The organism is Enterobacter sp. GER_MD16_1505_Eko_090, assembly GCF_003331015.1.
GTDB classification, from domain to species: Bacteria; Pseudomonadota; Gammaproteobacteria; order Enterobacterales; family Enterobacteriaceae; genus Enterobacter; species Enterobacter roggenkampii.
On the sequence record NZ_PUQF01000018.1, the window covers coordinates 15,073 to 40,313 of the forward strand.

At 45.8% G+C, this 25,241-nt stretch carries 21 protein-coding genes; all 21 read left to right on the plus strand.

The window, feature by feature from the left end; translation table 11 throughout:
- Window positions 1–2: 2 nt before the first annotated feature.
- The 21 genes from cpsB to C6A40_RS18845 all read left to right on the plus strand — a co-directional run bounded on the left by cpsB (window position 3) and on the right by C6A40_RS18845 (window position 25,236).
- Window positions 3–1,439, plus strand: coding sequence for a mannose-1-phosphate guanyltransferase (cpsB, locus tag C6A40_RS18745; RefSeq protein WP_114191329.1), 1,437 nt, complete (start codon window positions 3–5; stop codon window positions 1,437–1,439).
- Window positions 1,440–1,550: 111 nt separating this feature from the next.
- Window positions 1,551–2,921: a colanic acid biosynthesis phosphomannomutase CpsG gene (gene cpsG, locus C6A40_RS18750; RefSeq protein ID WP_032622651.1), complete on the plus strand. Its 1,371-nt coding sequence runs from the start codon at window positions 1,551–1,553 to the stop codon at window positions 2,919–2,921.
- A gap of 46 nt (window positions 2,922–2,967) precedes the next feature.
- Window positions 2,968–4,362, plus strand: a complete 1,395-nt coding sequence (gene wcaJ / locus C6A40_RS18755) for an undecaprenyl-phosphate glucose phosphotransferase (RefSeq protein ID WP_008499429.1) — start codon at window positions 2,968–2,970, stop codon at window positions 4,360–4,362.
- A 1-nt stretch (window position 4,363) separates the two neighbouring features.
- Window positions 4,364–5,842, plus strand: a complete 1,479-nt coding sequence (wzxC, locus tag C6A40_RS18760; RefSeq protein ID WP_023325628.1) for a colanic acid undecaprenyl disphosphate flippase WzxC — start codon at window positions 4,364–4,366, stop codon at window positions 5,840–5,842.
- A 17-nt stretch (window positions 5,843–5,859) separates the two neighbouring features.
- Window positions 5,860–7,140, plus strand: coding sequence for a colanic acid biosynthesis pyruvyl transferase WcaK (wcaK, locus tag C6A40_RS18765; protein ID WP_045337046.1), 1,281 nt, complete (start codon window positions 5,860–5,862; stop codon window positions 7,138–7,140).
- Window positions 7,137–8,357: a colanic acid biosynthesis glycosyltransferase WcaL gene (wcaL, locus tag C6A40_RS18770; RefSeq protein WP_045337048.1), complete on the plus strand. Its 1,221-nt coding sequence runs from the start codon at window positions 7,137–7,139 to the stop codon at window positions 8,355–8,357. Before wcaK ends, wcaL begins: the two co-directional genes overlap by 4 nt.
- Window positions 8,358–8,369: 12 nt before the next feature.
- Entirely contained in the window at window positions 8,370–9,761 is a 1,392-nt protein-coding gene (wcaM, locus tag C6A40_RS18775; protein WP_045337049.1) for a colanic acid biosynthesis protein WcaM, read from the plus strand.
- Window positions 9,762–9,937: 176 nt separating this feature from the next.
- Window positions 9,938–10,834: a GalU regulator GalF gene (galF, locus tag C6A40_RS18780; RefSeq protein WP_032652665.1), complete on the plus strand. Its 897-nt coding sequence runs from the start codon at window positions 9,938–9,940 to the stop codon at window positions 10,832–10,834.
- 358 nt (window positions 10,835–11,192) lie between these two features.
- Window positions 11,193–12,278 (plus strand): dTDP-glucose 4,6-dehydratase, encoded by a 1,086-nt coding sequence (rfbB, locus tag C6A40_RS18785; protein ID WP_045337051.1) that lies wholly within the window; start codon window positions 11,193–11,195, stop codon window positions 12,276–12,278.
- The gene (gene rfbD / locus C6A40_RS18790; RefSeq protein ID WP_045337052.1) at window positions 12,278–13,177 is read left to right on the plus strand and encodes a dTDP-4-dehydrorhamnose reductase; all 900 of its coding nucleotides are present in this window, start codon (window positions 12,278–12,280) and stop codon (window positions 13,175–13,177) included. The genes rfbB and rfbD overlap by 1 nt, the downstream gene beginning before the upstream one ends.
- Before the next feature lie 53 nt (window positions 13,178–13,230).
- Complete coding sequence (rfbA, locus tag C6A40_RS18795; protein ID WP_045337054.1) at window positions 13,231–14,109, plus strand: glucose-1-phosphate thymidylyltransferase RfbA; 879 nt, start codon at window positions 13,231–13,233, stop codon at window positions 14,107–14,109.
- A gap of 2 nt (window positions 14,110–14,111) precedes the next feature.
- Complete coding sequence (rfbC, locus tag C6A40_RS18800; protein ID WP_032646464.1) at window positions 14,112–14,654, plus strand: dTDP-4-dehydrorhamnose 3,5-epimerase; 543 nt, start codon at window positions 14,112–14,114, stop codon at window positions 14,652–14,654.
- Between the two features lie 10 nt (window positions 14,655–14,664).
- Window positions 14,665–15,789 (plus strand): dTDP-4-amino-4,6-dideoxygalactose transaminase, encoded by a 1,125-nt coding sequence (gene rffA, locus C6A40_RS18805; protein WP_045337056.1) that lies wholly within the window; start codon window positions 14,665–14,667, stop codon window positions 15,787–15,789.
- A 34-nt stretch (window positions 15,790–15,823) separates the two neighbouring features.
- Window positions 15,824–17,347, plus strand: a complete 1,524-nt coding sequence (locus tag C6A40_RS18810) for a lipopolysaccharide biosynthesis protein (RefSeq protein WP_114191330.1) — start codon at window positions 15,824–15,826, stop codon at window positions 17,345–17,347.
- 16 nt (window positions 17,348–17,363) lie between these two features.
- Window positions 17,364–18,626, plus strand: a complete 1,263-nt coding sequence (locus C6A40_RS18815) for a glycosyltransferase (protein ID WP_058657525.1) — start codon at window positions 17,364–17,366, stop codon at window positions 18,624–18,626.
- A 63-nt stretch (window positions 18,627–18,689) separates the two neighbouring features.
- On the plus strand, window positions 18,690–19,304 hold the full coding sequence (locus tag C6A40_RS18820) for an acyltransferase (protein ID WP_032646459.1): 615 nt from the start codon (window positions 18,690–18,692) through the stop codon (window positions 19,302–19,304).
- A 1-nt stretch (window position 19,305) separates the two neighbouring features.
- Entirely contained in the window at window positions 19,306–20,349 is a 1,044-nt protein-coding gene (locus C6A40_RS18825; RefSeq protein WP_032646458.1) for a glycosyltransferase family 2 protein, read from the plus strand.
- A gap of 26 nt (window positions 20,350–20,375) precedes the next feature.
- Window positions 20,376–21,653 carry an O-antigen ligase family protein gene (locus C6A40_RS18830; RefSeq protein ID WP_269802220.1) on the plus strand — a complete coding sequence of 426 codons (1,278 nt, stop codon included), beginning with the start codon at window positions 20,376–20,378 and terminating at the stop codon, window positions 21,651–21,653.
- Entirely contained in the window at window positions 21,646–22,656 is a 1,011-nt protein-coding gene (locus C6A40_RS18835) for a glycosyltransferase family 4 protein (RefSeq protein ID WP_045337061.1), read from the plus strand. The genes C6A40_RS18830 and C6A40_RS18835 overlap by 8 nt, the downstream gene beginning before the upstream one ends.
- Window positions 22,643–23,803 (plus strand): glycosyltransferase family 4 protein, encoded by a 1,161-nt coding sequence (locus C6A40_RS18840; RefSeq protein ID WP_045337063.1) that lies wholly within the window; start codon window positions 22,643–22,645, stop codon window positions 23,801–23,803. The genes C6A40_RS18835 and C6A40_RS18840 overlap by 14 nt, the downstream gene beginning before the upstream one ends.
- Before the next feature lie 11 nt (window positions 23,804–23,814).
- The gene (locus tag C6A40_RS18845; RefSeq protein WP_045337080.1) at window positions 23,815–25,236 is read left to right on the plus strand and encodes a mannose-1-phosphate guanylyltransferase/mannose-6-phosphate isomerase; all 1,422 of its coding nucleotides are present in this window, start codon (window positions 23,815–23,817) and stop codon (window positions 25,234–25,236) included.
- Window positions 25,237–25,241 lie beyond the last annotated feature (5 nt).

Genomic DNA, 25,241 nt, shown 5'->3' on the forward strand with positions numbered 1-25,241 from the left:
TCATGAGTCAAACCACTTTGTATCCGGTTGTGATGGCTGGTGGCTCTGGTAGCCGGTTGTGGCCGCTGTCCCGCGTGCTCTATCCAAAACAGTTCCTCTGCCTGAAAGGGGATCTCACCATGCTGCAGACGACGGTAAACCGTCTCCACGGCGTGGAGTGTGAAAGCCCGGTGGTGATCTGTAACGAACAGCACCGCTTTATTGTTGCCGAGCAGCTGCGCCAGCTGAACAAACTCACAGAAAATATCATCCTGGAGCCTGCCGGACGCAATACCGCACCGGCTATCGCCCTGGCGGCGCTGGCGGCAAAACGCAGTAGCCCGGACTGTGACCCGCTGATGCTGGTGCTGGCGGCAGACCATGTGATCCAGCAGGAAGAGGCCTTCCGCGACGCGGTGCGGAAGGCCATTCCTTACGCTGAGCGCGGCAAGCTGGTGACCTTCGGCATCGTGCCGGATCTGCCGGAAACCGGCTACGGCTACATCCGTCGCGGCAACGTGACGCCGGGTGAAGGCGACAGCGTGGCGTTTGACGTAGCGCAGTTCGTTGAAAAACCGAATCTGGAAACCGCGCAGGCGTATGTCGCCAGCGGGGAATATTACTGGAACAGCGGGATGTTCCTGTTCCGCGCCGGACGCTATCTGGAAGAGCTGCGCAAATATCGCCCGGATATTCTGAGCGCCTGCGAGAAAGCGATGGCGGTTGTGGATCCGGATCTCGACTTCATCCGCGTGGATGAAGAGGCCTTCCTCGCCTGTCCGGAAGAGTCCATTGACTATGCGGTAATGGAACGCACGGCTGACGCCGTCGTGGTACCGATGGATGCGGGCTGGAGCGATGTTGGATCCTGGTCCTCCCTGTGGGAGATCAGCGCCCATACCCCGGAGGGTAACGTCCATCACGGCGATGTCATTAGCCACAAAACGGAAAACAGCTACGTCTACGCCGAGTCCGGCCTGGTCACCACGGTTGGGGTAAAAGATCTTGTTGTGGTCCAGACCAAAGACGCCGTGCTGATTGCCGACCGTAACGCCGTGCAGGACGTTAAAAAAGTGGTGGAGAAGATCAAGGCGGATGGCCGTCACGAGCACCATATTCATCGCGAAGTCTACCGTCCGTGGGGCAAATATGACTCCATTGACGCCGGTGACCGCTATCAGGTGAAACGCATCACCGTGAAGCCGGGCGAGGGGCTGTCGGTGCAGATGCACCATCACCGCGCCGAGCACTGGGTGGTGGTCGCGGGTACCGCCAAAGTCACCATCGATGGTGAAGTGAAACTGCTGGGCGAAAACGAGTCCATCTATATTCCGCTGGGGGCGACGCACTGTCTGGAGAACCCGGGGAAAATTCCTCTCGACTTAATTGAGGTGCGCTCCGGCTCGTATCTGGAAGAAGACGATATCGTGCGCTTCCAGGACCGCTACGGGCGAGTGTAGCTCTCTGCATCATGCCCGGTGGCGCTGCGCTTACCGGGCCTACGAATGACAAAAAAATTAATTTGGCCATTTAGTGGTCAGGACCGACTGTTGCCTGAAAAAGGGGTCATCATGGATAAATTAACCTGTTTTAAAGCCTACGATATTCGCGGCAAGCTGGGCGAAGAGCTGAATGAAGACATTGCGTGGCGCATTGGCCGCGCGTACGGCGAATACTTAAAACCGCAGACCATCGTGCTGGGCGGCGACGTGCGTCTGACCAGTGAATCCCTCAAGCTGGCGCTGGCGAAAGGGCTGCAGGACGCGGGCGTGGACGTGCTGGACATCGGTCTTTCCGGAACCGAAGAGATTTACTTTGCCACCTTCCACCTGGGCGTGGACGGCGGTATTGAAGTGACGGCCAGCCACAATCCGATGGATTACAACGGCATGAAGCTGGTGCGCAAGGGCGCCCGTCCTATCAGCGGCGACACCGGCCTGCGCGACGTGCAGCGTCTGGCGGAAGCCAATGATTTCCCGCCGGTGAACGAGGCGAAGCGCGGCAGCTACAAAAAAATCAACCTGCAGAAAGAGTACATCGACCACCTGCTGGGCTACATCAACGTGGCAAACCTGAAGCCGTTGAAGCTGGTGATTAACTCCGGCAACGGCGCGGCTGGCCCGGTTGTCGATGCCCTAGAAGCGCGCTTTAAAGCACTGAACGTGCCGGTGACCTTCGTCAAAGTGCACAACACCCCGGACGGCAACTTCCCGAACGGCATTCCTAACCCGCTGCTGCCGGAGTGCCGTGACGACACCCGCAACGCGGTGATTGAACACGGCGCGGACATGGGTATCGCCTTTGACGGCGATTTTGACCGCTGCTTCCTGTTCGACGAGAAAGGGCAGTTCATCGAGGGCTACTACATTGTCGGCCTGCTGGCGGAAGCGTTCCTCGAGAAAAACCCTGGCGCGAAGATCATTCATGACCCGCGCCTCTCCTGGAACACCGTCGACGTGGTTTCTGCCGCAGGCGGCACGCCGGTGATGTCCAAAACCGGTCACGCCTTCATCAAAGAGCGCATGCGCGAAGAAGACGCCATCTACGGCGGCGAGATGAGCGCCCATCACTACTTCCGTGACTTTGCCTACTGCGACAGCGGGATGATCCCGTGGCTGCTGGTGACTGAACTGCTGTGCCTGAAGGGGAAAACCCTGGGCGAGCTGGTGCGTGACCGTATGGCGGCGTTCCCGGCGAGCGGAGAGATCAACAGCAAGCTGGCACAGCCTGCCGAGGCGATTGCCCGCGTGGAGCAGCACTTTGCCATCCACGCGCTGGAAATTGACCGTACCGACGGCATCAGCATGGCGTTCCCGCAGTGGCGCTTTAACCTGCGCTCGTCCAATACCGAGCCGGTGGTGCGCCTGAACGTGGAGTCCCGCGCTGACACCGCGCTGATGGAAGCCCGAACGAAGGACATTCTGGCGCTGTTGAATCAGTAATAACTGCCCCTCCCGGTGGGAGGTGGAACCGAATACAGGAACAACGATGACGAATCTAAAAAAACGCGAACGAGCGAGAACGAATGCATCGTTAATCTCTATGGTGCAGCGTTTTTCTGATATCACCATCATGGTCGGTGGATTGTGGGCGGTGTGTCGGATCAGCGGGCTGCCGTTCTTATATATGCATCTGCTGATGGCCCTGATTGCGCTGGTCGTGTTTCAAATGATCGGCGGTATGACCGATTTCTACCGCTCGTGGCGCGGCGTCAAAATGACCACTGAACTGATGCTGCTGCTGCAGAACTGGACCCTGAGCCTGATCTTCAGCGCAGGCCTGGTGGCATTTAGCCATGATTTTGATAATCGCCTCGTGACCTATCTGAGCTGGTATCTGTTGACCAGCGTCGGCATGGTGGTGTGCCGTTCCCTGATCCGCTTTGGCGCGGGTTGGCTGCGCAACCGGGGCTATAACCGTCGCTTCGTGGCGGTGGCAGGCGATCTGCCGGTTGGGAAAGTGCTGCTCGACAGCTTCCGCAAAGAGCCGTGGTTAGGCTTTGAAGTGGTCGGGATTTATCACGACGCAAAGCCTGGCGGCGTGCCTGCCGACTGGGCGGGCAACTACGATCAGCTGATTGACGATGCTAAAGCCGGCAAAATTCACAACGTCTACATCGCCATGCAGATGAAAGACGAATCCCGCATTAAGCAGCTGATGCGCGAGCTGGCGGATACCACCTGTTCAGTGATCCTGATCCCGGACGTGTTTACCTTCAACATTCTTCATTCCCGTATTGAAGAGGTGAACGGGGTGCCGGTCGTACCGTTGTACGACACGCCGCTGTCCGGTATTAACCGCGTGCTGAAGCGTCTGGAAGATATCGTGCTCTCTTCGCTGATTTTGCTGCTCATCTCCCCGGTGCTGTGCTGCATTGCCCTCGCGGTGAAGCTGAGCTCGCCAGGACCGGTTATCTTCCGTCAGACCCGCTACGGCATGGACGGTAAGCCGATTATGGTGTGGAAATTCCGCTCCATGAAGGTGATGGAGAACGACAAGGTCGTGACCCAGGCCACGCAGAACGATCCGCGCGTCACCCGCGTGGGGAACTTCTTGCGCCGCACCTCGCTGGACGAGCTGCCGCAGTTTATCAACGTCTTTACCGGCGGGATGTCGATTGTTGGCCCGCGTCCGCACGCGGTGGCGCACAACGAGCAGTACCGCTCGCTGATTGAAGGCTACATGCTGCGCCATAAGGTGAAGCCGGGCATCACCGGCTGGGCGCAAATCAACGGCTGGCGCGGCGAAACCGACACGCTGGAAAAAATGGAAAAACGCATCGAGTTCGATCTGGAGTACATCCGCGAGTGGAGCCTCTGGTTCGATATCAAGATTGTTTTTCTGACCATCTTCAAAGGTTTCGTGAACAAAGCGGCGTACTAAGATGAGCTTACGTGAAAAAACCATCAGCGGCGCCAAGTGGTCAGCGATGGCGACCATCGTCATCATTGGCCTCGGCCTGGTGCAGATGACGGTGCTGGCGCGCATTATCGATAATCACCAGTTCGGCCTGCTGACCGTCTCGCTGGTGATCATTGCGCTGGCCGATACGCTGTCTGACTTTGGTATCGCCAACTCGATTATCCAGCGCAAAGAGATCAGCCATCTTGAGCTGACCACGCTCTACTGGCTGAACGTGGGGCTGGGGATTTTCGTGTTTGTGCTGGTGTTCCTGCTGAGCGATACCATCGCCAGCGTGCTGCACAACCCGGATCTCGCCCCGCTGATGCGTACGCTGTCGTTTGCGTTCGTAGTGATCCCCCACGGGCAGCAGTTCCGCGCGCTGATGCAGAAAGAGCTGGAGTTCAATAAGATCGGCATGATCGAGACCAGCGCCGTGCTGGCGGGCTTTACCTTTACCGTCGTGAGCGCCCATTTCTGGCCGCTGGCGATGACCGCCATCCTCGGTTACCTGGTGAACTCTGCCGTGCGTACGCTGCTGTTCGGCTACTTTGGGCGTAAAATTTACCGCCCGGGACTGCATTTCTCTCTTGCGTCCGTCTCGTCCAACCTGCGCTTTGGCGCGTGGCTGACGGCGGACAGCATTATCAACTACGTGAACACCAACCTTTCGACGCTGGTGCTGGCACGTATTCTCGGCGCGAGCGTGGCGGGGGGCTACAACCTGGCCTACAACGTCGCGGTGGTGCCGCCGATGAAGCTGAACCCGATTATCACCCGCGTCCTGTTCCCGGCGTTTGCCAAGATTCAGGACGACACCGAGAAGCTGCGCATTAACTTCTACAAGCTGCTTTCCGTGGTGGGGATTATTAACTTCCCGGTGCTGCTGGGGCTGATGGTGGTGTCCAGCAACGTCGTGCCGCTGGTGTTTGGTGAGAAATGGAACGGCATTATCCCGATCCTGCAGCTGCTGTGCGTGGTAGGGCTGCTGCGCTCCGTGGGGAACCCGATTGGGTCCCTGCTGATGGCAAAAGCGCGCGTGGACATCAGCTTTAAATTCAACGTATTCAAAACCTTCCTGTTTATTCCGGCAATTATCGTCGGCGGGCACATGGCGGGCGCTATTGGCGTGACGCTGGGCTTCCTGCTGGTGCAGATCGTCAATACCGTCCTGAGCTACTTCATCATGATTAAACCGGTGCTGGGCTCCAGCTACCGTCAGTACATCCTGAGCCTGTGGCTGCCGTTCTATCTCTCATTGCCGACCCTGGCGGTGAGCTACGGCCTGGGCATTATCCTCAGCGGGCATCTGCCGCTGGCCGCGCTGCTGGCGGTGCAGGTTGCCGCGGGGGCGCTGGCCTTCGTCGTGATGATCGTACTTTCGCGCAATGCGCTGGTCGTTGAGATGAAGCGCCAGTTTTGCCGTAACGAAAAAATGAAAACGCTGCTTCGCGCAGGCTAGTTCTTTAAGAGGCCATTATGAAATTATTAATTCTTGGCAACCATACCTGCGGCAACCGTGGCGACAGCGCCATCCTGCGCGGTTTACTGGATGCAATTAACACCCTTAAGCCTGAGACCGAAGTGGACGTGATGAGCCGTTATCCTGTCAGCTCATCCTGGTTACTGAACCGCCCGGTGATGGGCGATCCGCTCTACAGCCAGATGAAACAGCATAACAACGCCGCGGGCGTGATGGGCCGCGTGAAGAAAGTACTGCGTCGTCGCTACCAGCATCAGGTGCTGCTTTCCCGGGTGACCGATACCGGCAAGCTGCGCAACATCGCCATCGCGCAGGGCTTTACCGACTTTGTTCGTCTGCTGTCCGGCTATGATGCCATTATTCAGGTCGGCGGTTCGTTCTTCGTCGATCTCTACGGCGTGCCGCAGTTTGAGCATGCGCTTTGTACGTTCATGGCGAAAAAGCCGCTGTTTATGATTGGCCACAGCGTGGGGCCTTTCCAGGATCCGCAGTTTAACCAGCTGGCGAACTATGTGTTTGGCCACTGCGATGCCCTGATCCTGCGTGAGTCGGTCAGCCTTGACATGATGAAGCGCAGCGAGATTGACACGTCGAAAGTTGAGCACGGCGTGGATACCGCCTGGCTGGTGGATCACCAGGACGACAGCTTCCAGCCGAGCTACGCGGTGCAGCACTGGCTCGACGTGGCGGCGAAACAGAAAACCGTCGCGATCACCCTGCGCGAGCTGGCGCCATTCGATAAACGTTTAGGCACGACGCAGGCGGCGTATGAGCAAGCGTTCGCCGACGTGGTGAACCGCGTGCTGGACAGCGGGTACCAGGTGCTGGCGCTATCCACCTGTACCGGTATCGACAGCTACAACAAAGATGACCGCATGGTGGCGCTCAACCTGCGCAACCTGGTGAACGATCCGTCCCGCTATCACGTGGTGATGGACGAGCTGAACGACCTGGAGATGGGCAAACTGCTCTCCGCCTGCGACCTGACCGTGGGCACCCGACTGCACTCGGCCATTATCTCCATGAACTTTGGCACGCCAGCCATCGCTATTAACTACGAGCACAAGTCCGCGGGCATTATGCAGCAGCTCGGTATGCCGGAAATGGCGGTGGATATCCGTCATCTGCTGGACGGATCGCTCGGCGCCATGGTGGGCGACACGCTCGGCCAACTGCCTGCGATCAATGAACGTCTGGCGGTGGCGGTGAAAGCCGAGCGCGAGAAGGGCATTGGAATGGTGAAATCGGTACTCGATCGCGTGCGGGAGGGGAAATGAAGGTTGGTTTCTTCTTACTGAAATTTCCGCTGTCGTCTGAGACCTTTGTTCTGAACCAAATCACCGCGTTTATCGATATGGGATATGACGTGGAGATTATCGCCCTGCAAAAGGGCGATACCCAAAACACCCACGCGGCGTATACCCAGTATGGGCTGCAGGCAAAAACCCGCTGGCTGCAGAATGAGCCGTCCGGGAAGCTGAGTAAGCTGCGCCACCGCGCCAGCCAGACCTTACGTGGGATCCATCGCGCGTCGACGTGGCGGGCGCTGAACGTTTCCCGCTATGGGTCGGAATCACGCAATTTAATTCTCTCGGCCATCTGCGGGCAAACGGCGCAGCCGTATCGTGCTGACGTGTTTATCGCCCACTTTGGCCCGGCAGGCGTGACCGCCGCGAAGCTACGCGAACTGGGCGTGATTGACGGTAAAATTGCGACCATTTTCCACGGTATCGACATCTCCAGCCGTGAAGTGCTGAACCATTATACGCCGGAGTACCAGCAGCTTTTCCGCCGCGGCGACATGATGCTGCCCATCAGCGAACTGTGGGCCGGACGCCTGAAAAGAATGGGCTGCCCGGGAGAGAAAATTGCCGTGTCGCGCATGGGCGTGGATTTAACGCGCTTTACCCGCCGTCCGGTGAAGGTGCCGGGCAAGCCGCTGCAGATCATCTCCGTCGCGCGTCTGACCGAGAAGAAAGGCCTGCATGTGGCGATTGAAGCCTGCCGCCAGCTGAAAGCGCGCGGGGTGGATTTCCACTACCGCATTCTCGGGATTGGGCCGTGGGAGCGTCGTCTGCGCACGCTTATCGAACAGTATCAGCTGGAAGATGTTGTAGAGATGCCGGGCTTCAAGCCAAGCCACGAGGTCAAGGCCATGCTTGATGAGGCAGATGTGTTCTTGTTGCCTTCCGTAACGGGAGCCGATGGCGATATGGAGGGCATTCCGGTGGCGCTGATGGAGGCGATGGCCGTCGGGATACCGGTGGTCTCGACCATTCACAGCGGGATCCCGGAGCTGATTAAGTCTGACTATTCCGGCTGGCTGGTGCCGGAGAATAACGCAATTGCGCTCGCCGATCGCTTAGCTGCCTTCAGCGATATCGACCAGCAGGCGCTGGAGCCCGTGCTCCATAATGCCCGACAAAAAGTTGAAGCCGATTTTAACCAGCAGGTGATTAACCGTCAGTTAGCCAGCCTGCTGCAAACGTTGTAACGCCGAGGATGTATGCTGAAAAAGATTACCCGACGCACCTTTGTCTCGTCTCTGTCCGTTCTGGCGGCTACGCCGCTGCTGTCGTCCCGGATTGCGCGGGCGGCGAGTGGAAGAACGGTCTCTGTTAATCAGTACAATAACAACGACTGGATCGCGGCCTTTAAGCAGGCGTTTAATGACGGGGACACGGTCGTTGTCCCTGCCGGGCTGACCTGTGAAAACATCAACACGGGTATTTTCATTCCCGACGGTAAAACGCTGCTGATCCGCGGGGCGTTAACCGGCAATGGCCGTGGCCGCTTTGTTCTGCAGGAAGGCAGCAAAGTGATAGGCGAAGGCGCTGGCCGCACGGAGAACATTACGCTCGACGTTCGCGGCTCTAACTGCGTCATCAAAGGGCTGGCCATGAGCGGTTTTGGCCCTGTGACGCAAATCTACATCGGCGGTAAGAAACCGAGCGTGATGCGCAATCTGGTGATTGATAACATCAGCGTGAGTCAGGCCAACTACGCCATCCTGCGCCAGGGTTTCCACAACCAGGTGGACGGCGCCCGCATCACCAACAGCAAATTTAGCCATCTGCAGGGCGATGCGATCGAATGGAACGTCGCCATCAACGATCGCAATATCCTGATCTCCGATCATGTCATCGACAACATCAACTGCACCAACGGCAAGATCAACTGGGGCATCGGCATTGGCCTTGCCGGGAGCACCTACGACAACGACTACCCGGAAAAGCAAACCGTTAAGAACTTCGTGGTGGCCAACATCACCGGCAGCAACTGTCGTCAGCTGGTGCATGTGGAAAACGGGAAGCACTTTGTTATCCGCAATATTAAGGCCAAAAATATCACCCCAGACTTCAGTAAAAAGGCGGGAATAGACAACGCCACGGTGGCGATTTATGGCTGTGATAATTTCATTATTGATAATGTCGACATGGTCAACAGCGCGGGAATGTTAATCGGCTATGGGGTCATAAAAGGCGATTATTTGTCCATCCCGCAGAACTTCAAGCTCAATAATATTCATCTCGATAACCGCCAGCTCGCCTATAAATTGCGCGGAATACAGATTTCATCCGGTAATGCGACGTCGTTTGTGGCGATTACTAATGTGGAAATGCAGCGTGCAACGCTGGAACTGCACAACAAGCCGCAGCATCTTTTCTTACGTAATATCAATGTGATGCAGGAAGCTGCCGTGGGGCCTGCCCTGAAGATAAACTTCGATCTGCGCAAGGATGTGCGAGGAAAATTCATGGCGAAAGACGAGACGCTGCTGTCGCTGGCGAACATAAAAGCCGTTAATGAGAAGGGGCAAAGCTCGGTGGATATTGACCGGGTCGACCAGCAGGTGGTGAATGTGGAAAGGCTGAACTTTGCGCTGCCGCACAGATAATCGACAATAATCTGTTTTGAGACTATTCCTGGCATAAAAGCGCGATCGAATCAGATTACAACTACAGAAATATGTGATGCTAAGGCGTAACATTGCTTCAGGATTACGGCAAATCATGCTGGCGAAAACAGGTTTAAGAGCTATAATTCGTCAACCATTTTAAGGTGGAAGAAATAATGATTAATTTGAAAGCAGTCATTCCGGTAGCAGGCCTGGGCATGCATATGCTGCCCGCCACAAAAGCCATTCCTAAAGAGATGCTGCCGATCGTCGATAAGCCAATGATTCAGTACATTGTCGACGAGATTGTTGCTGCAGGGATCAAAGAAATCGTCTTGGTTACGCACTCGTCCAAGAATGCGGTAGAAAACCACTTCGACACCTCTTACGAACTCGAAGCGTTGCTTGAGCAGCGCGTTAAGCGTCAGCTGCTGGCGGAAGTGCAGTCTATTTGTCCGCCGGGCGTGACCATCATGAACGTGCGTCAGGCGCAGCCGCTGGGTCTGGGACACTCTATTCTTTGTGCCCGTCCGGTGGTGGGTGATAACCCGTTCATCGTTGTGCTGCCAGATATTATTATTGATAACGCGTCTGCCGATCCGCTGCGATACAACCTGGCGGCAATGGTGGCACGTTTCAACGAAACGGGCCGCAGCCAGGTGCTGGCGAAGCGCATGAAAGGCGATCTCTCCGAGTACTCCGTAATTCAGACGAAAGAAGCGCTGGAGACGGAAGGGCAGGTGAGCCGCATCGTTGAGTTCATCGAAAAGCCGGATCAGCCGCAGACGCTGGATTCTGACCTGATGGCAGTGGGTCGTTATGTTCTGAATGCCGATATCTGGGCGGAACTGGAAAAAACCGAGCCAGGCGCCTGGGACCGTATTCAGCTCACCGACGCGATTGCCGAGCTGGCGAAGAAGCAGTCTGTCGATGCGATGCTGATGACCGGTGAGAGCTATGACTGCGGTAAGAAGATGGGCTATATGCAGGCGTTCGTGAACTACGGGCTGCGTAACCTAAAGGAAGGGGCGAAGTTTAGAAACCGGATTGAGAAGTTGCTGGCTAACGACTGATATTCCTGCCACAAATTGAACAAGCGGCAGTCATTATTTTGGTGTATTAATCTATAACCAAAATGATGGCTGCCGTTTTTTGTTATTAATGTAATGATTACATAGGGTTATGTGATTTAAATCTCAACAGCTTTGTAGCGATTTGTGCTTGTTTCTGAGGTCGTTTAGGACGACAATTAACGCCAGTTTTTTGTCTGTATCCAGACAAGAAAAATCATTTAATCAAGCATCGCTCAGTGCATTGGTAGCTGTTAAGCCAGGGGCGGTAGCGTGCTCAATTTCTGAAACCGTCAGTTAATAAGTACTCAGGTTTCAGAGCGGCAGTATCCAGACATTTCCAACATACGGAACAGATAACGTGAAAATTCTTGTGACGGGCGGGGCCGGCTTTATCGGCTCAGCGGTTGTACGACATATTATTAAAAATACCCAGGACGACATCGTCAACGTGGACAAGCTGACCTATGCCGGCAACCTTGAGTCGCTTAGTGAAGTCAGCGATAGCGACCGCTATGTTTTTGAGCATGCGGATATTTGTGACAAAGATGCCATGGATCGTATTTTCGCAAAGCATAAGCCTGACGCGGTGATGCACCTGGCCGCTGAAAGTCACGTCGATCGTTCAATTACCGGCCCGGCTGCTTTTATCGAAACCAATATCGTCGGCACTTATGTGCTTCTGGAAGCCGCTCGTGCATACTGGTCAACGTTGGATGAGCAGGCGAAGAACGCCTTCCGTTTCCATCACATCTCTACCGACGAAGTGTATGGTGATTTACCGCATCCGGATGAGCATCCGGCATCAACTGAGCTGCCACTCTTCACTGAAACTACCGCGTATGCGCCCAGCAGCCCTTACTCAGCGTCGAAAGCCTCCAGTGACCATCTCGTGCGTGCCTGGCTGCGTACCTACGGTTTCCCGACTATCGTCACCAACTGTTCGAATAACTATGGCCCGTACCATTTCCCGGAAAAACTGATCCCGCTGGTCATCCTGAATGCGCTGGACGGCAAAGCACTGCCTATTTATGGGAAGGGTGACCAGATTCGTGACTGGTTGTATGTAGAAGATCATGCGCGTGCACTCTACACCGTTGTTACTCAAGGAAAACCGGGTGAAACGTATAATATTGGCGGCCATAACGAGAAGCAGAACCTGGACGTAGTGCATACGATTTGCGATCTGCTTGATGAGATAGTGCCTAAAGAGGGGTCATATCGCGATCAGATTACGTATGTTGCTGACCGTCCGGGGCATGACCGTCGCTATGCGATTGATGCACATAAAATTGGCGTTGAACTGGGCTGGAAGCCTGAGGAGACGTTCGAAAGCGGCATTCGTAAAACGGTGGAGTGGTATCTGAGCAATATCGATTGGGTGGAAAACGTAAAAAGCGGGGCTTATAAAACCTGGATTGAGCAGAATTATGGAGAACGTAAATAATGAATATTCTGTTGTTCGGGAAAAATGGTCAGGTAGGCTGGGAGCTACAACGGGCACTCGCGCCCCTGGGAAATATTATCGCCCTTGATGTGCATTCTACCGATTTCTGTGGCGACTTTAGTAATCCTGAAGGTGTTGCTGAAACCGTACGAAAAATACGTCCAGATGTGGTTGTGAACGCTGCTGCACACACTGCTGTGGATAAAGCTGAATCCGAAGTGGACTTTGCACAATTGCTTAACTCCACAAGCGTAGAGGCTATTGCCAAAGCTGCTGCTGAAATAGGCGCGTGGGTTGTGCATTACTCAACTGATTACGTTTTTCCGGGTACCGGTGATGCGCCTTGGCTTGAAGAAGATGCCACTGCACCATTAAATGTTTATGGCAAAACGAAACTGGCCGGTGAAAGAGCATTACAAGAGCATTGTCCAAAGCACCTTATTTTTCGTACCAGTTGGGTTTATGCTGGCAAAGGCAATAACTTTGCAAAAACCATGTTACGTTTGGCTAAAGAGAAAACTGAACTTTCCGTCATTAACGATCAGTTTGGTGCGCCTACGGGTGCAGAATTATTGGCGGATTGTACCGCTCATGCTATTCGGATTGCACAGAAAAATCAGGAAGTTGCTGGCCTTTATCACCTCGTAGCGAGTGGTGTCACTACATGGTATGATTATGCTGCACTGGTATTTTCCGAAGCCAGAAAAGCTGATGTTGCACTTGCAATCAAGCAGTTAAATAAAGTACCAACCAGCGCTTACCCAACCCCTGCATGCCGACCAAATAACTCTCGTCTTAATAATGAAAAATTCCAGCGTACCTTTGGGCTTGTTCTTCCCAATTGGGAGAAAGGAGTTAAACGTATGCTGAATGAATTGTTTGCTGCGACAGCAATCTGAATATAATGTTAGTGCCCGTCACTGGGTACTTTTGCGTATAAAGAGATAATGAAATGAAAACCCGTAAAGGCATTATTTTAGCTGGTGGTTCTGGTACCCGTTTATATCCAGTGACCATGGCTGTCAGCAAGCAATTGTTGCCCATATATGACAAACCAATGATCTATTACCCGCTCTCAACGCTAATGTTAGCGGGTATTCGTGATATTTTGATCATTAGCACTCCGCAGGATACACCTCGTTTTGAGCAATTACTGGGTGATGGCAGCCAATGGGGTTTAAATCTACATTATAAGGTTCAGCCTTCGCCGGATGGTTTAGCCCAGGCATTTATCATCGGTGAAGACTTTATCGGAAATGATGACTGCGCGTTGGTACTCGGCGATAATATTTTTTACGGACATGATCTGCCTAAATTAATGGAAACGGCGGTCAATCGAGAAAGTGGTGCGACCGTATTCGCATACCACGTTAACGATCCTGAACGTTATGGTGTCGTTGAATTTGATAAGAATGGAACTGCCATCAGCCTTGAAGAAAAACCGCTAGAACCGAAAAGTAATTATGCGGTCACCGGATTATATTTCTATGATAACGATGTTGTAGAACTGGCTAAAAACCTGAAGCCTTCCGCGCGGGGCGAGCTTGAAATTACTGATATCAATCGAATTTATATGGAGCAAGGACGTTTGTCTGTAGCAATGATGGGGCGCGGTTATGCCTGGTTGGACACGGGGACGCATCAGAGTTTGATTGAAGCCAGTAACTTCATTGCCACTATTGAGGAGCGTCAAGGCCTTAAAGTTTCTTGTCCAGAAGAAATTGCTTACCGCAAAGGATTTATAAATGCTGAGCAAGTTAAAAAATTAGCTGTTCCGCTATCAAAGAATGCTTATGGGCAATATTTGTACAAAATGATTAAAGGCTACTAGTAATGAATGTTATCAAAACAAATATTCCTGACGTATTATTGATTGAGCCAAAAGTGTTTAGTGATGACAGAGGCTTCTTTTATGAAAGCTACAATCATACGAAACTTGAGGCCTGTGTCGGTCGTACCCTTACGTTTGTTCAGGATAATCATTCCAGATCAAAACGAGGAGTATTGCGTGGATTACATTATCAGACTGGGCCTCATGAGCAGGGAAAATTGGTCCGTTGCATTGTAGGTGAAGTTTTTGATGTTGCAGTAGATATCCGGCCGGATTCAGAAACTTATGGTAAGTGGGTTGGCGTTATATTATCTGCAGAAAACAAACGACAGTTATGGATTCCTGAAGGTTTCGCACACGGTTTTGCCGTATTAAGCGATAATGCAGAGTTTTTATATAAGACTACTGACTATTATGCACCCACAGCAGAAAGAAGTATTGCGTGGAACGATCCCACGTTAAATATCGAGTGGCCTTTAGACGAAAATGAAATAATACTTTCTGTCAAAGATATGAAAGCTGGCAGTTTTGCAGATTTAAAATAAAGGAAAAAAAATGATTCCATTCAATAAACCCTATTTACATGGGGATGAATTAGTTTATATTGCACAAGCTGCAAAAGACGGAAAGATTTCAGGGGACGGAAAATTTACTAAGAAATGTCACGAGTTCTTTGAAAAAAAATACAATTTTAAAAAAGTATTACTTACTACTTCTTGTACTGACGCACTTGAAATGGCAGCAATATTGCTGGACATTAAACCAGGAGATGAAGTAATTGCACCTTCGTATACATTTGTATCGACTGTTAACGCTTTCTCATTAAGAGGAGCAAAAGTTGTATTTGCTGATAGCTATACTAACAATCCAAATGTTGATCCAGACTCAATACGTGCTTTAATTACACCACAAACAAAAGCGATAGTAGTAGTTCATTATGCTGGAATTGCATGTGATATGGATAAATTATTGGCTATATCTAAGCAATATAATATTCCTATTGTCGAAGATGCTGCTCAAGCGATTGATTCATATTATAAGGAACGCCCACTGGGAAGTATTGGAGCATTTGGAACGTTTTCGTTTCATGAAACAAAAAATATAATTTCTGGTGAAGGCGGCATGCTTGTTATTAATGATGACAAATATGTCAAACGAGCCGAAATAATTCGTGAAAAGGGGACTAACAGATCTTCATTTTTCAGAGGTGAGGTTAATAAATATGGCTGGGTTGATATTGGTTCTTCATTTCTCCCTTCTGATATCAACGCTGCTTATTTATATGCACAACTCGAAAATATGGATGATATTCAGAACAAACGTAAAGAGCTTTGGCAACGTTATCAAGAAAAATTAACACCACTTGCACAGCTAGGACTTATCAATCTACCTGTGGTTCCTGAGTATGCCACTAACAATGCTCATATGTTTTATATCGTATGCAGCAATATCAACGTTCGTACTGATTTAATTAAACATTTGAAGGATAATGGTATACATGCTGTTTTCCATTATTTATCATTAAATAAAAGTGATTTTTATTTATCTACTAACGAAGATGTAAACTTAAAAAATAGCGATTTGTTCACTGACAACTTGCTGCGCCTTCCCTTATTTTATGAATTAACTTTAGAACAAGTTGATTATATATGCTCCAATATAACTGATTTCTTCCGATAGAAAGAAAAGACGAGTTGATACTTTGTGAGTTGGTATGTTCAAAAAAATATCTATACTATATGCATCTCAATTATATCGAGCTGCATTTCCGTTATTGTTAGTACCTTTGATTATAGGATTATTAGGCACGGAGCGATATGGAATAGTTTCATTCTTTACTATGCTTATAACACTTATGGGGTTGTTAGATGCAGGTATCAGTGGAACATTTGTGAAATTAATAGCGACAAATAAGTATCAACTCGTAAGTTTCGCTAAAGTAATTAGTTTGTTTTTGAGAGTCTTTTGTGGCTTTGTTTTTATTGCTTGCATAGTTGCATTTATTTTTAACTATTTCTCACTATTTATAGTAAATGATTGGTTGAAAACAACTTTATCTAACAACGAAACATTATTTTGCATAAAATTGATAGGTATAATTTTAGCACTATTATATTTGCGATCTTATTTACAAAGTTTCATAAATGGAATGGAAAGGCAAGATCTCATAGCCCTATGGGGAATGGTCTATACAACTTGTTTTTATGGTGGCGGTTATATTGTTCTTGCCTATTACTCGAATTCATTAGCTGCTTTCTTTAAAGTATTGCTGGCTTTATCTGTTTTAGACGTCATCGTTACGGCTTATTGTGTTTACTACGTTATGCGCAAACATAATAAGCAACTGGAAGAAAAAGACAATAATAATAGCCTATATGAAGACGATGATCTTTCATTTGGAAAAGTAATAAAGTTTTCTCTACAACTTTCAGGCTTATCAATGATATGGGTTATAGCAAGTCAAGTTGATAAGATAGCTTTATCGACATATACAACATTAACAAATTACACACAATACCAAATCGGTGGCCAACTTAGTGCGGTAATCTTGACTCTAGTTATTCCCTTGTCACAAATTTTATTGCCACGATTGAGTGCGTTAATAAAAGAAAAAAACGAAAAGCAATTCATATCATTGTTCAGCTATAGTTCTATCGCATATGTTCTTCTCCTTGCACCATTAGTTCCGTATATGAATGTGTTTGGTAATGAACTGATTGCCTTGTGGCTTAAAAACGATGAGTTAGGCATTACCGTAAATCTTTATGCTAAATGGCTCGTGTCAGCTACTTTTTTTGCCGGTATAATGAATTTTATATTCATTCTGTTATACTCTATTGGAAAGTTAAAATATCATTTTTATGCATATGCTAGTTATTCAGCATTAACAATTCCATTGACAATAATTATTGCTAAGTATTTTGGTCCACATTGGTCTAGTATTTTCTATCTAATTCATACCGTTCTATTTCTTCTTATATGGGGTGGTTATTGTCTTCACAAAGAAATGGGCTCTTTTGTGATAACATTGACCCTTCTAACATTCTTTATATTATTATTGTCAACGCTTATTTTTGAGAGTATAAAGCGTTTCTCTTTATTTTCTGATTATAAATATGTTTACATATTTGGGTCTCCGCTAATAAATTTTGTTGTTTTGTCCGTTGGGATATTGGTTCTACGTAATTATATTTTTCAAGCGATAGCTAAAGTTAATTTAAAAAATATTAATATTTAAATCAGTGAGATGGAAAATGAAAATCTTACATTTGTCGACCGGTGATAGCAAAGGTGCATTCTATGGCGCTTATCGTACACATACAAACCTTAAAAAATATAATCATGACTCTGTAATGTGTGTATTAGATAAAACATCAAATGACCCTGATGTTATCGAGCTATCACAAACTAAAAGAAAGATATTTAGTTTTATAAATAAATTACTTCGCCGTTTGATTGTTAATCGTGATATAAATGAAGATAAAACCTATCTAATATATAACACAACATTCAGCGTTAATGACATATTTAAGAAATACACACAAAAGCCTGATTTGATAATTGTATACTATGTAGCTGATTTTCTCTCTGATAAGGACCTGCACAAAATACAAAGATATTATCAATGTCCAATCGCTTTCTACCTCATGGATGCAGGGATGATCACTGGTGGTTGCCATTATCCGTGGCAATGTGAAGGCTTTAAAAGTGAATGTAAAAATTGTCCTGCAATGCTGTATCCTAAACTTATAAAAATGCCACAGCGTGTGCTCAATAACAGAAAAAAATATTATTCAGAAATGGACTGTTTTTACTTATCTGCAAGTAAATGGCTAGATGAGCGCTGTTCGATGAGTGCAATAAAAACCAGGCATGGAATGAAAAAAGCGCTGATTGGCATTGATGAAACTATTTTTACTCCACGACCGGCACACATAGCAAGTAAGCATCTCGGCATTAGCATTCCGGAAAAAAATCGGGTTATTTTTTTAGGAGCTCAGTCATTAAATGATCCAAGAAAAGGCGTTAAGTATGTTCAGCAATCGCTAGAATATATTAAAAAAACTTATCCAGAACTTTTGCAAAATGTAACTATTTTAACTGTTGGCGCCCAGTCTCAAAATATGATTATAGAAGATGTATCATTAGTCAATATTGATTTTATCCATGATAAGACTAAATATCCATATCTATATAACATTGCTGATGGATTCATTTGTTCCTCCGTTGAGGATGCAGGACCGATGATGATAAACGAAGCTTTAATGTCCGGCACGCCTGTTATTTCATTTAAAATTGGTGTGGCCGAAGATCTTATAATTAACGGGGAAAATGGTTTTCTTGCTGACAACATTAGTGCTAATGCACTGGCAGATGCTATAGTTAATTTTTTAAAAATATCTGTTTCTGAATTAACAGTAATGAAAAATTCCAGCAGAAATGGAGCTCAAAAAAAATGCTCATCATTATCACAAGTAGAAGCAATTGAGTCATTGCTAACAGGTACATTAAATTAAAAACAATCCATTTATGTGCAATGAATTTTAAAGAGAAAAAAGTTAATCAAATAAGGTTGGTATATGATTGGTTATAAATTACGTATAAAATTGATTAGCCTTATTTTTCTTGCATCGAAGTGTAAAAGAAAATTAAATGCGCTTTGTTTTAATATGATCACTGGGCATAAATTCAAAACGGTTGGGAAAAACTTTAAACTCAATGTTAAGCCTTATAATAAGAATAAAGATGGTGACACCAGATGGATAGATGGGCGAATCGGCGACAATTGTTGGATAGAGGCTGTATATTATTACGGTGAGCAATGTCTAGATCCACGAATGAATATTGGCAAACGATTATGCTTAAGTGATAATGTTCATATTTCATGCGCTGATGAAATAACTCTTGGCGATGATATACTTATTGGAAGTAAAGTATACATTGGAGATCACAGCCATGGAAGTTATAAAAAAGATCATTATGAATTTGCTCCTCCTGCCACAAAAATTTTAGGAGATGCAGCAGCTGTAAAAATCGGGAATTGTTGTTGGATTGGTGATAATGCCGTTATTTTGGCAGGAAGTGAAATATCTGATGGCAGTGTGATTGCTGCTAATTCAGTTGTTAAAGGATTGAAAGTTAGTAAACCAAGTTTAATTGGTGGGATCCCCGCTAAAGTTCTTAAGGTATTTTAACATGAATGTTTTTATCAGTATCTGTATACCGTCATATAATCGCGCAGAATTTTTAGAGCCTTTATTGGAAAGCATATATAACCAAGATTATGCTATTAATAATACAGACTTTGAGGTGATTCTTTGTGAAGACAAGTCTCCACAAAGGGAACAAATAGCTCATATTGTTGAAGAATATAAAATAAAAAACAATAGAACAAACTTACATCTTAATTTAAATAAAGATAATCTTGGTTATGATAAAAACTTAAAAAATTGCATAAGTTCTGCTACTGGTAAATATTGTATGATTATGGGTAACGACGATCTTCTGGCAGAAGGAGCATTATCAAAAATCGTTAGTGTCTTGAAAGCTAATCCTGAAATCGTATTGGCTACTCGTGCTTATGGCTGGTTTAAGGAAAACCCGAATGAATTATGTGATACCGTCCGTCATTTAACACAAGATACATTATTCCAACCTGGTGCTGAGGCCATTAAATTTTTCTTCCGAAGAGTTGGTGTAATTTCCGGTTTTATTGTTAACGCTGAAAAAGCAAATAAATTATCTTGTGATAAATTTGATGGCCGTTTGTATTATCAAATGTATCTTGCTGGAATGCTCATGGCTGAAGGACAGGGTTACTATTTCAGCGATGTTATTACTTTATCCCGAGATACAGAGGCTCCAGATTTTGGGAATGCAGGAACAGAAAAAGGCATTTTCACCCCGGGTGGTTATAAACCTGAGGGGCGAATACATATGGTTGAGGGACTTCTCCTTATCGCAAAACATATCGAAGATGCAACAAAAATAGATGGGGTTTATGATGGGATTAAAAAGGACTTAGCCAACTATTTCTATCCTTATATCCGCGATCAACTTAATCTACCATTTTTAGTCTATTTAAAAATGATAAATAGCTTTCGTAAAATCGGATTCTCAAATGAAAAGTTTTTCTATATACATGCCTTTTTGGGGTATATCTTGAAACGGAGAGGCTATGATGCATTAATTAAATACATTCGTAGTAAAAATGGCGGCACACCGCGTCTCGGTATTTAACCTTACAAAATTAAAATAGTAGTTATATGAATATATTCTTTGCTGCGATATTATGTATTAATTTATTTTCTCCATACATCAGTTCATGGATGGTCGGAATCTTGCCATTTCCTCCTGGTGCCATCCTTAGAGATGTGTTGAACGCACTGTTTGTATTATCTGTACTTTTGCGTTTTGTCATTGATAGAAAAAAATCTCCTGTATCACTGATTTTTACCATCTTTGTATGGATAGCATTAATTTCATGGGTTGCAGCATTGATTATTTTTTCATATGACAAAGTACAAGCAATAATGGGAGCTAGAAGTTATATTTTATTCCCCGCAGTCTTCATCTCTTTAGCAATATTGAACGTATCGTACCCAGAATCGTTAAATGTTAAAAAAATTGTTGTCTATATTATCCTTTTAATGTCTGCTGTTGCCGTCATATCGATTATCGATGTGTTAATGAAAGGTGAGTTCGTTAAATTACTTGGTTATGATGAGCATTATGCTGGTGATCAATTAAATCTTATTAACAGCTATGATGGAATGATTCGGGCCACTGGTGGCTTTAGCGATGCACTGAATTTCGGATATATGTTGGCGCTAGGTATCTTGTTATGTATGGAGTGTTTTTCGCAAGGATATAAAAGGACATGGATGCTAATTGTTAGCTTGGTTATTTTTACTGCAATCTGTATGACCCTAACAAGAGGGGCTATCCTTGTTGCGGTTATCATCTATGCTTTTTACATTATTTCAAATCGAAAGATGCTACTAAGCGGTATTACGTTATTTGTGATCTTTATACCTATTCTGGTCGTGTCCACAAATATCTTTGACAATTATATTGATACCTTAGTGGGCAGGTTTACAGACTCCTCGCAGAGTTCTCGTGGATCGACACAGGGACGAATAGATATGGCGATAAATTCATTGAGTTATCTTTCAGAGCATCCATCAGGTATAGGCTTAGGCACACAAGGTTCTGGAAATATGCTTTCAGAAAAAGATAATAGACTGAATACTGATAACTACTTTTTCTGGATGGCACTCGAAACTGGTATTGTTGGTTTATTTATAAATATGTTCTATATGGCAAGCCAATTTTATTCTTCGGTTTTTTTGGATAAAAAATATGGTTCACATCGAAACTATACTCATTTAAGAATCTATTTTTTGCTTGGAGTCGCTTTCTTTATAAGTGCTGCGTTAAGTTCTGCCCCTTCATCATCAACTTTTTCAATTTTTTATTGGTCGGTTCTTGCATTAATACCTTTTCTTAACCTAACCAACAACAGGTTCAATACTAATGAATAATAAAAAAATATTTATGGATGTTAGTTGGTCTAACATGGGCGGGATTGGGCGTTTTACTGATGAGATCGCTAAAAGACTCCCGGATATATCTCTCAAAAAAATATATAAAAAATGTGCTTCTCCTATAGCTCCCTTGGGCTTGGCTATTAATATTGCCTTACTTAATAAAGCCGATTTGATTTTTCTTCCTGGCTATATACCTCCTTTATTCTCCTCAAAAAGGTATATTGTGACAATTCATGATTTAAATCATCTTGATATAGATGATAACTCATCTTTTTTTAAAAAATTATTTTATAATTATTTTATTAAGCGTGGATGTCATAAAGCCTATAAGATTTTCACGGTTTCTGAATTTTCTAAAGAAAGAATAGCAAAGTGGTCAGGTGTTGAACCGGATAAAATTATAACTGTATTTAATGGCGTTTCTGAGGAATTTAATATTGATGTCCGACCAATGGAACTTGGATATGAATATCTATTATGCATTGGAAATAGGAAAACTCATAAGAATGAGCACCGTATAATTTCCGCTTTTGCTAAAGCAGAAATTAATCCTTCTATTAAACTCGTTTTTTCAGGAAATCCAAGCGATAATTTAGAAAAACTAATAATGGAGTGTGGGTTAGGTGAGCGTGTTAATTTTTTGGGGTTTATTTCCGACCATGACTTACCATCATTATATAAAGGCTCGAAAGGGTTAGTTTTCCCTTCATTATATGAAGGATTTGGATTACCAGTAGTTGAGGCTATGGCTTGTGGTGTCCCCGTATTAACTTCAACTACTTCATCCTTGCCAGAGGTCGCAGGAAACGCTGCTATACTGGTAGAACCTACTTCGGTAGATGCTATTACAGATGGCATTACAAAATTAGTTAATGATTCGATACTACGCGAGCAATTAATCTCTGAAGGCCTTATTCGTGCCCAAAAGTTTACTTGGCAAAACGTTATAAATAAGATCGAAATGGCATTTAAAGAGGCATGCAATGAAAGTAAATGAGGCGAAAATATCTCTTGTTCATGAATGGTTATTAAGCTACGCGGGTTCTGAACAGGTCTCATCAGCGATATTACATGCTTTTCCTGAGGCTGAACTTTTTTCAGTTGTTGATTTCTTAACAGAAGAACAAAGAAAGAATTTTCTGGGGAAACATGCAACGACATCATTTATTCAAAAGTTACCAAAAGCTAAAAAATACTATCAAAAATACCTTCCATTGATGCCTTTAGCTATTGAACAGTTGGATGTTTCTGAAGCAGATATTATCATTAGTAGTGCTCATTCTGTTGCGAAAGGAGTTATTACAGGGCCAGATCAACTACATATTAGCTATGTTCACTCTCCAATTAGATATGCATGGGATTTACAGCATCAATATCTGCGAGAGTCTGGTCTGAATACTGGCGTTAAAGGGTGGTTAGCTAAATGGTTTCTTCACAAAATACGGATTTGGGACTATCGTACAGCTCATGGAGTTGATCACTTTATTGCTAATTCACAATACATCGCACGTAGAATAAAAAAAGTATACGGACGAGAAGCTTCTGTAATATATCCACCTGTAGATGTTGAAAATTTTGAAGTAAATAACGAAAAGCAGGATTATTACTTTACTGCCTCTCGTATGGTTCCGTATAAGCGTATTGATCTCATTGTCGAAACTTTCAGCCAAATGCCAGATAAGAAATTGATAGTTATTGGTGATGGACCTGAAATGAAGAAAATACAAAGCAAGGTAAAAGATAATATAACTTTGCTTGGATACCAGCCATTTTCTGTTTTAAAAGAACATATGCAGAATGCGAAAGCGTTTGTGTTTGCAGCAGAAGAAGATTTTGGAATAATTCCTGTTGAAGCTCAGGCCTGTGGGACACCTGTCATTGCATTTGGCAAAGGTGGTGCTTTGGAAACTGTTAGACCGGTCGGTATCGAAAATCCAACAGGTATCTTCTTTAAGCAACAGACAGTTACTTCATTGCATGACGCAATCGATGAGTTTGAGAAGACACAATCACTATTCACACCTAATGCATGTAGAGAAAATGCCGAAAGATTTTCGCGTGCAAGATTTGATCAGGAATTCAGAAACTTTGTACAAGAAAAGTGGAGTCTTTTCACTACAGAGAAAATTATTAAACGTAAATAATGGTTTATTACATGTCTAAATTAGTACCAGTAATTATGGCTGGGGGGACGGGTAGTCGCTTGTGGCCACTTTCGCGTGAACATCATCCGAAACAGTTTTTAACTGTAGAGGGTGAATATTCGATGTTACAAAATACCATCAGACGGCTGTCTCCACTTTTAGCTAGTGATCCTATTGTCATCTGTAACGACAAACATCGCTTCCTCGTTGCTGAACAACTTCGTGCACTTGATAAACTAGCTAATAATATTATTCTTGAGCCTGTTGGGCGTAATACAGCGCCTGCTATTGCCCTTGCCGCCTTTTGTGCTCTCCAAAATTCAGATGTGGAAAATCCACTCTTGCTGATTCTGGCTGCGGATCACGTCATCCAGAATGAGGAAGCCTTTATCGAAGCTATTAACCATGCTGAATCTCTGGCTGCTCTCGGTAAGTTGGTCACGTTCGGTATAGTCCCAACACATGCTGAAACGGGTTATGGCTATATTCGTAGAGGTGATGCAATTGGGGGCGATGCATTTGCTGTAGCGGAATTTGTTGAAAAACCAGATTATGATACCGCACGTGATTATATCGAATCAGGGCAATATTACTGGAATAGTGGAATGTTTTTATTCAGTGCAAAATGTTATCTGAATGAATTAAAACATCTATCACCCGAAATATATGATGCTTGCCAGAAAGCTGTAAGACATATCAACCCGGATCTGGATTTTATTCGTATCGATAAAGAGGCGTTTACTGCATGCCCAAGTGATTCAATAGACTATGCAGTCATGGAACATACACAGCATGCAGCGGTTGTACCTATGGATGCCGGCTGGTCAGATGTAGGATCGTGGTCTTCATTATGGGATATATCAAAAAAAGATCAGCAAAAGAATGTTTTGCACGGAGATGTGTTTGCACACTGCAGTGAAGGTAACTACATATATTCCGAAAACTCCTTTATTAGCACGATTGGTGTAAATAATTTAGTTATTGTTCAGACCTCTGATGCTTTATTGGTCGCCAATAAAGACTCAGTACAAGATGTTAAAAAAATTGTTGATTATCTAAAAGATAATAACAGAAAAGAGCATGTACATCATTTAGAAGTGTTTCGCCCGTGGGGCAAATATACTGTAATTGACAATGGTGTTAATTACCTTGTCCGACGTATAAATGTTAAACCGGGTGAAAAATTTGTCGCACAATTGCATAAGCATAGAGCAGAACACTGGATAGTCGTGTCGGGTACCGCTCGTGTTACAAAAGACGAAAAGACTTTTTTAGTTTCAGAAAATGAATCAACATTTATACCCGTTAATACTCTCCATGCACTTGAAAACGCAGGCTTAATCCCGTTAGAGCTTATTGAGATCCAGTCAGGAAATTACCTTGGCGAGGATGATATTATTCGCATGGAAACGCGTTTTGGATATTCAGAGTGAGAGAT

Coding starts and splice junctions, on each gene's coding strand:
- cpsB (WP_114191329.1), top strand. CDS start 3: ATGAGTCAAACCACTTTGTATCCGGTTGTGATGGCTGGTGGCTCTGGT.
- cpsG (WP_032622651.1), top strand. CDS start 1,551: ATGGATAAATTAACCTGTTTTAAAGCCTACGATATTCGCGGCAAGCTG.
- wcaJ (WP_008499429.1), top strand. CDS start 2,968: ATGACGAATCTAAAAAAACGCGAACGAGCGAGAACGAATGCATCGTTA.
- wzxC (WP_023325628.1), top strand. CDS start 4,364: ATGAGCTTACGTGAAAAAACCATCAGCGGCGCCAAGTGGTCAGCGATG.
- wcaK (WP_045337046.1), top strand. CDS start 5,860: ATGAAATTATTAATTCTTGGCAACCATACCTGCGGCAACCGTGGCGAC.
- wcaL (WP_045337048.1), top strand. CDS start 7,137: ATGAAGGTTGGTTTCTTCTTACTGAAATTTCCGCTGTCGTCTGAGACC.
- wcaM (WP_045337049.1), top strand. CDS start 8,370: ATGCTGAAAAAGATTACCCGACGCACCTTTGTCTCGTCTCTGTCCGTT.
- galF (WP_032652665.1), top strand. CDS start 9,938: ATGATTAATTTGAAAGCAGTCATTCCGGTAGCAGGCCTGGGCATGCAT.
- rfbD (WP_045337052.1), top strand. CDS start 12,278: ATGAATATTCTGTTGTTCGGGAAAAATGGTCAGGTAGGCTGGGAGCTA.
- rfbA (WP_045337054.1), top strand. CDS start 13,231: ATGAAAACCCGTAAAGGCATTATTTTAGCTGGTGGTTCTGGTACCCGT.
- rfbC (WP_032646464.1), top strand. CDS start 14,112: ATGAATGTTATCAAAACAAATATTCCTGACGTATTATTGATTGAGCCA.
- rffA (WP_045337056.1), top strand. CDS start 14,665: ATGATTCCATTCAATAAACCCTATTTACATGGGGATGAATTAGTTTAT.
- C6A40_RS18810 (WP_114191330.1), top strand. CDS start 15,824: ATGTTCAAAAAAATATCTATACTATATGCATCTCAATTATATCGAGCT.
- C6A40_RS18815 (WP_058657525.1), top strand. CDS start 17,364: ATGAAAATCTTACATTTGTCGACCGGTGATAGCAAAGGTGCATTCTAT.
- C6A40_RS18820 (WP_032646459.1), top strand. CDS start 18,690: ATGATTGGTTATAAATTACGTATAAAATTGATTAGCCTTATTTTTCTT.
- C6A40_RS18825 (WP_032646458.1), top strand. CDS start 19,306: ATGAATGTTTTTATCAGTATCTGTATACCGTCATATAATCGCGCAGAA.
- C6A40_RS18830 (WP_269802220.1), top strand. CDS start 20,376: ATGAATATATTCTTTGCTGCGATATTATGTATTAATTTATTTTCTCCA.
- C6A40_RS18835 (WP_045337061.1), top strand. CDS start 21,646: ATGAATAATAAAAAAATATTTATGGATGTTAGTTGGTCTAACATGGGC.
- C6A40_RS18840 (WP_045337063.1), top strand. CDS start 22,643: ATGAAAGTAAATGAGGCGAAAATATCTCTTGTTCATGAATGGTTATTA.
- C6A40_RS18845 (WP_045337080.1), top strand. CDS start 23,815: ATGTCTAAATTAGTACCAGTAATTATGGCTGGGGGGACGGGTAGTCGC.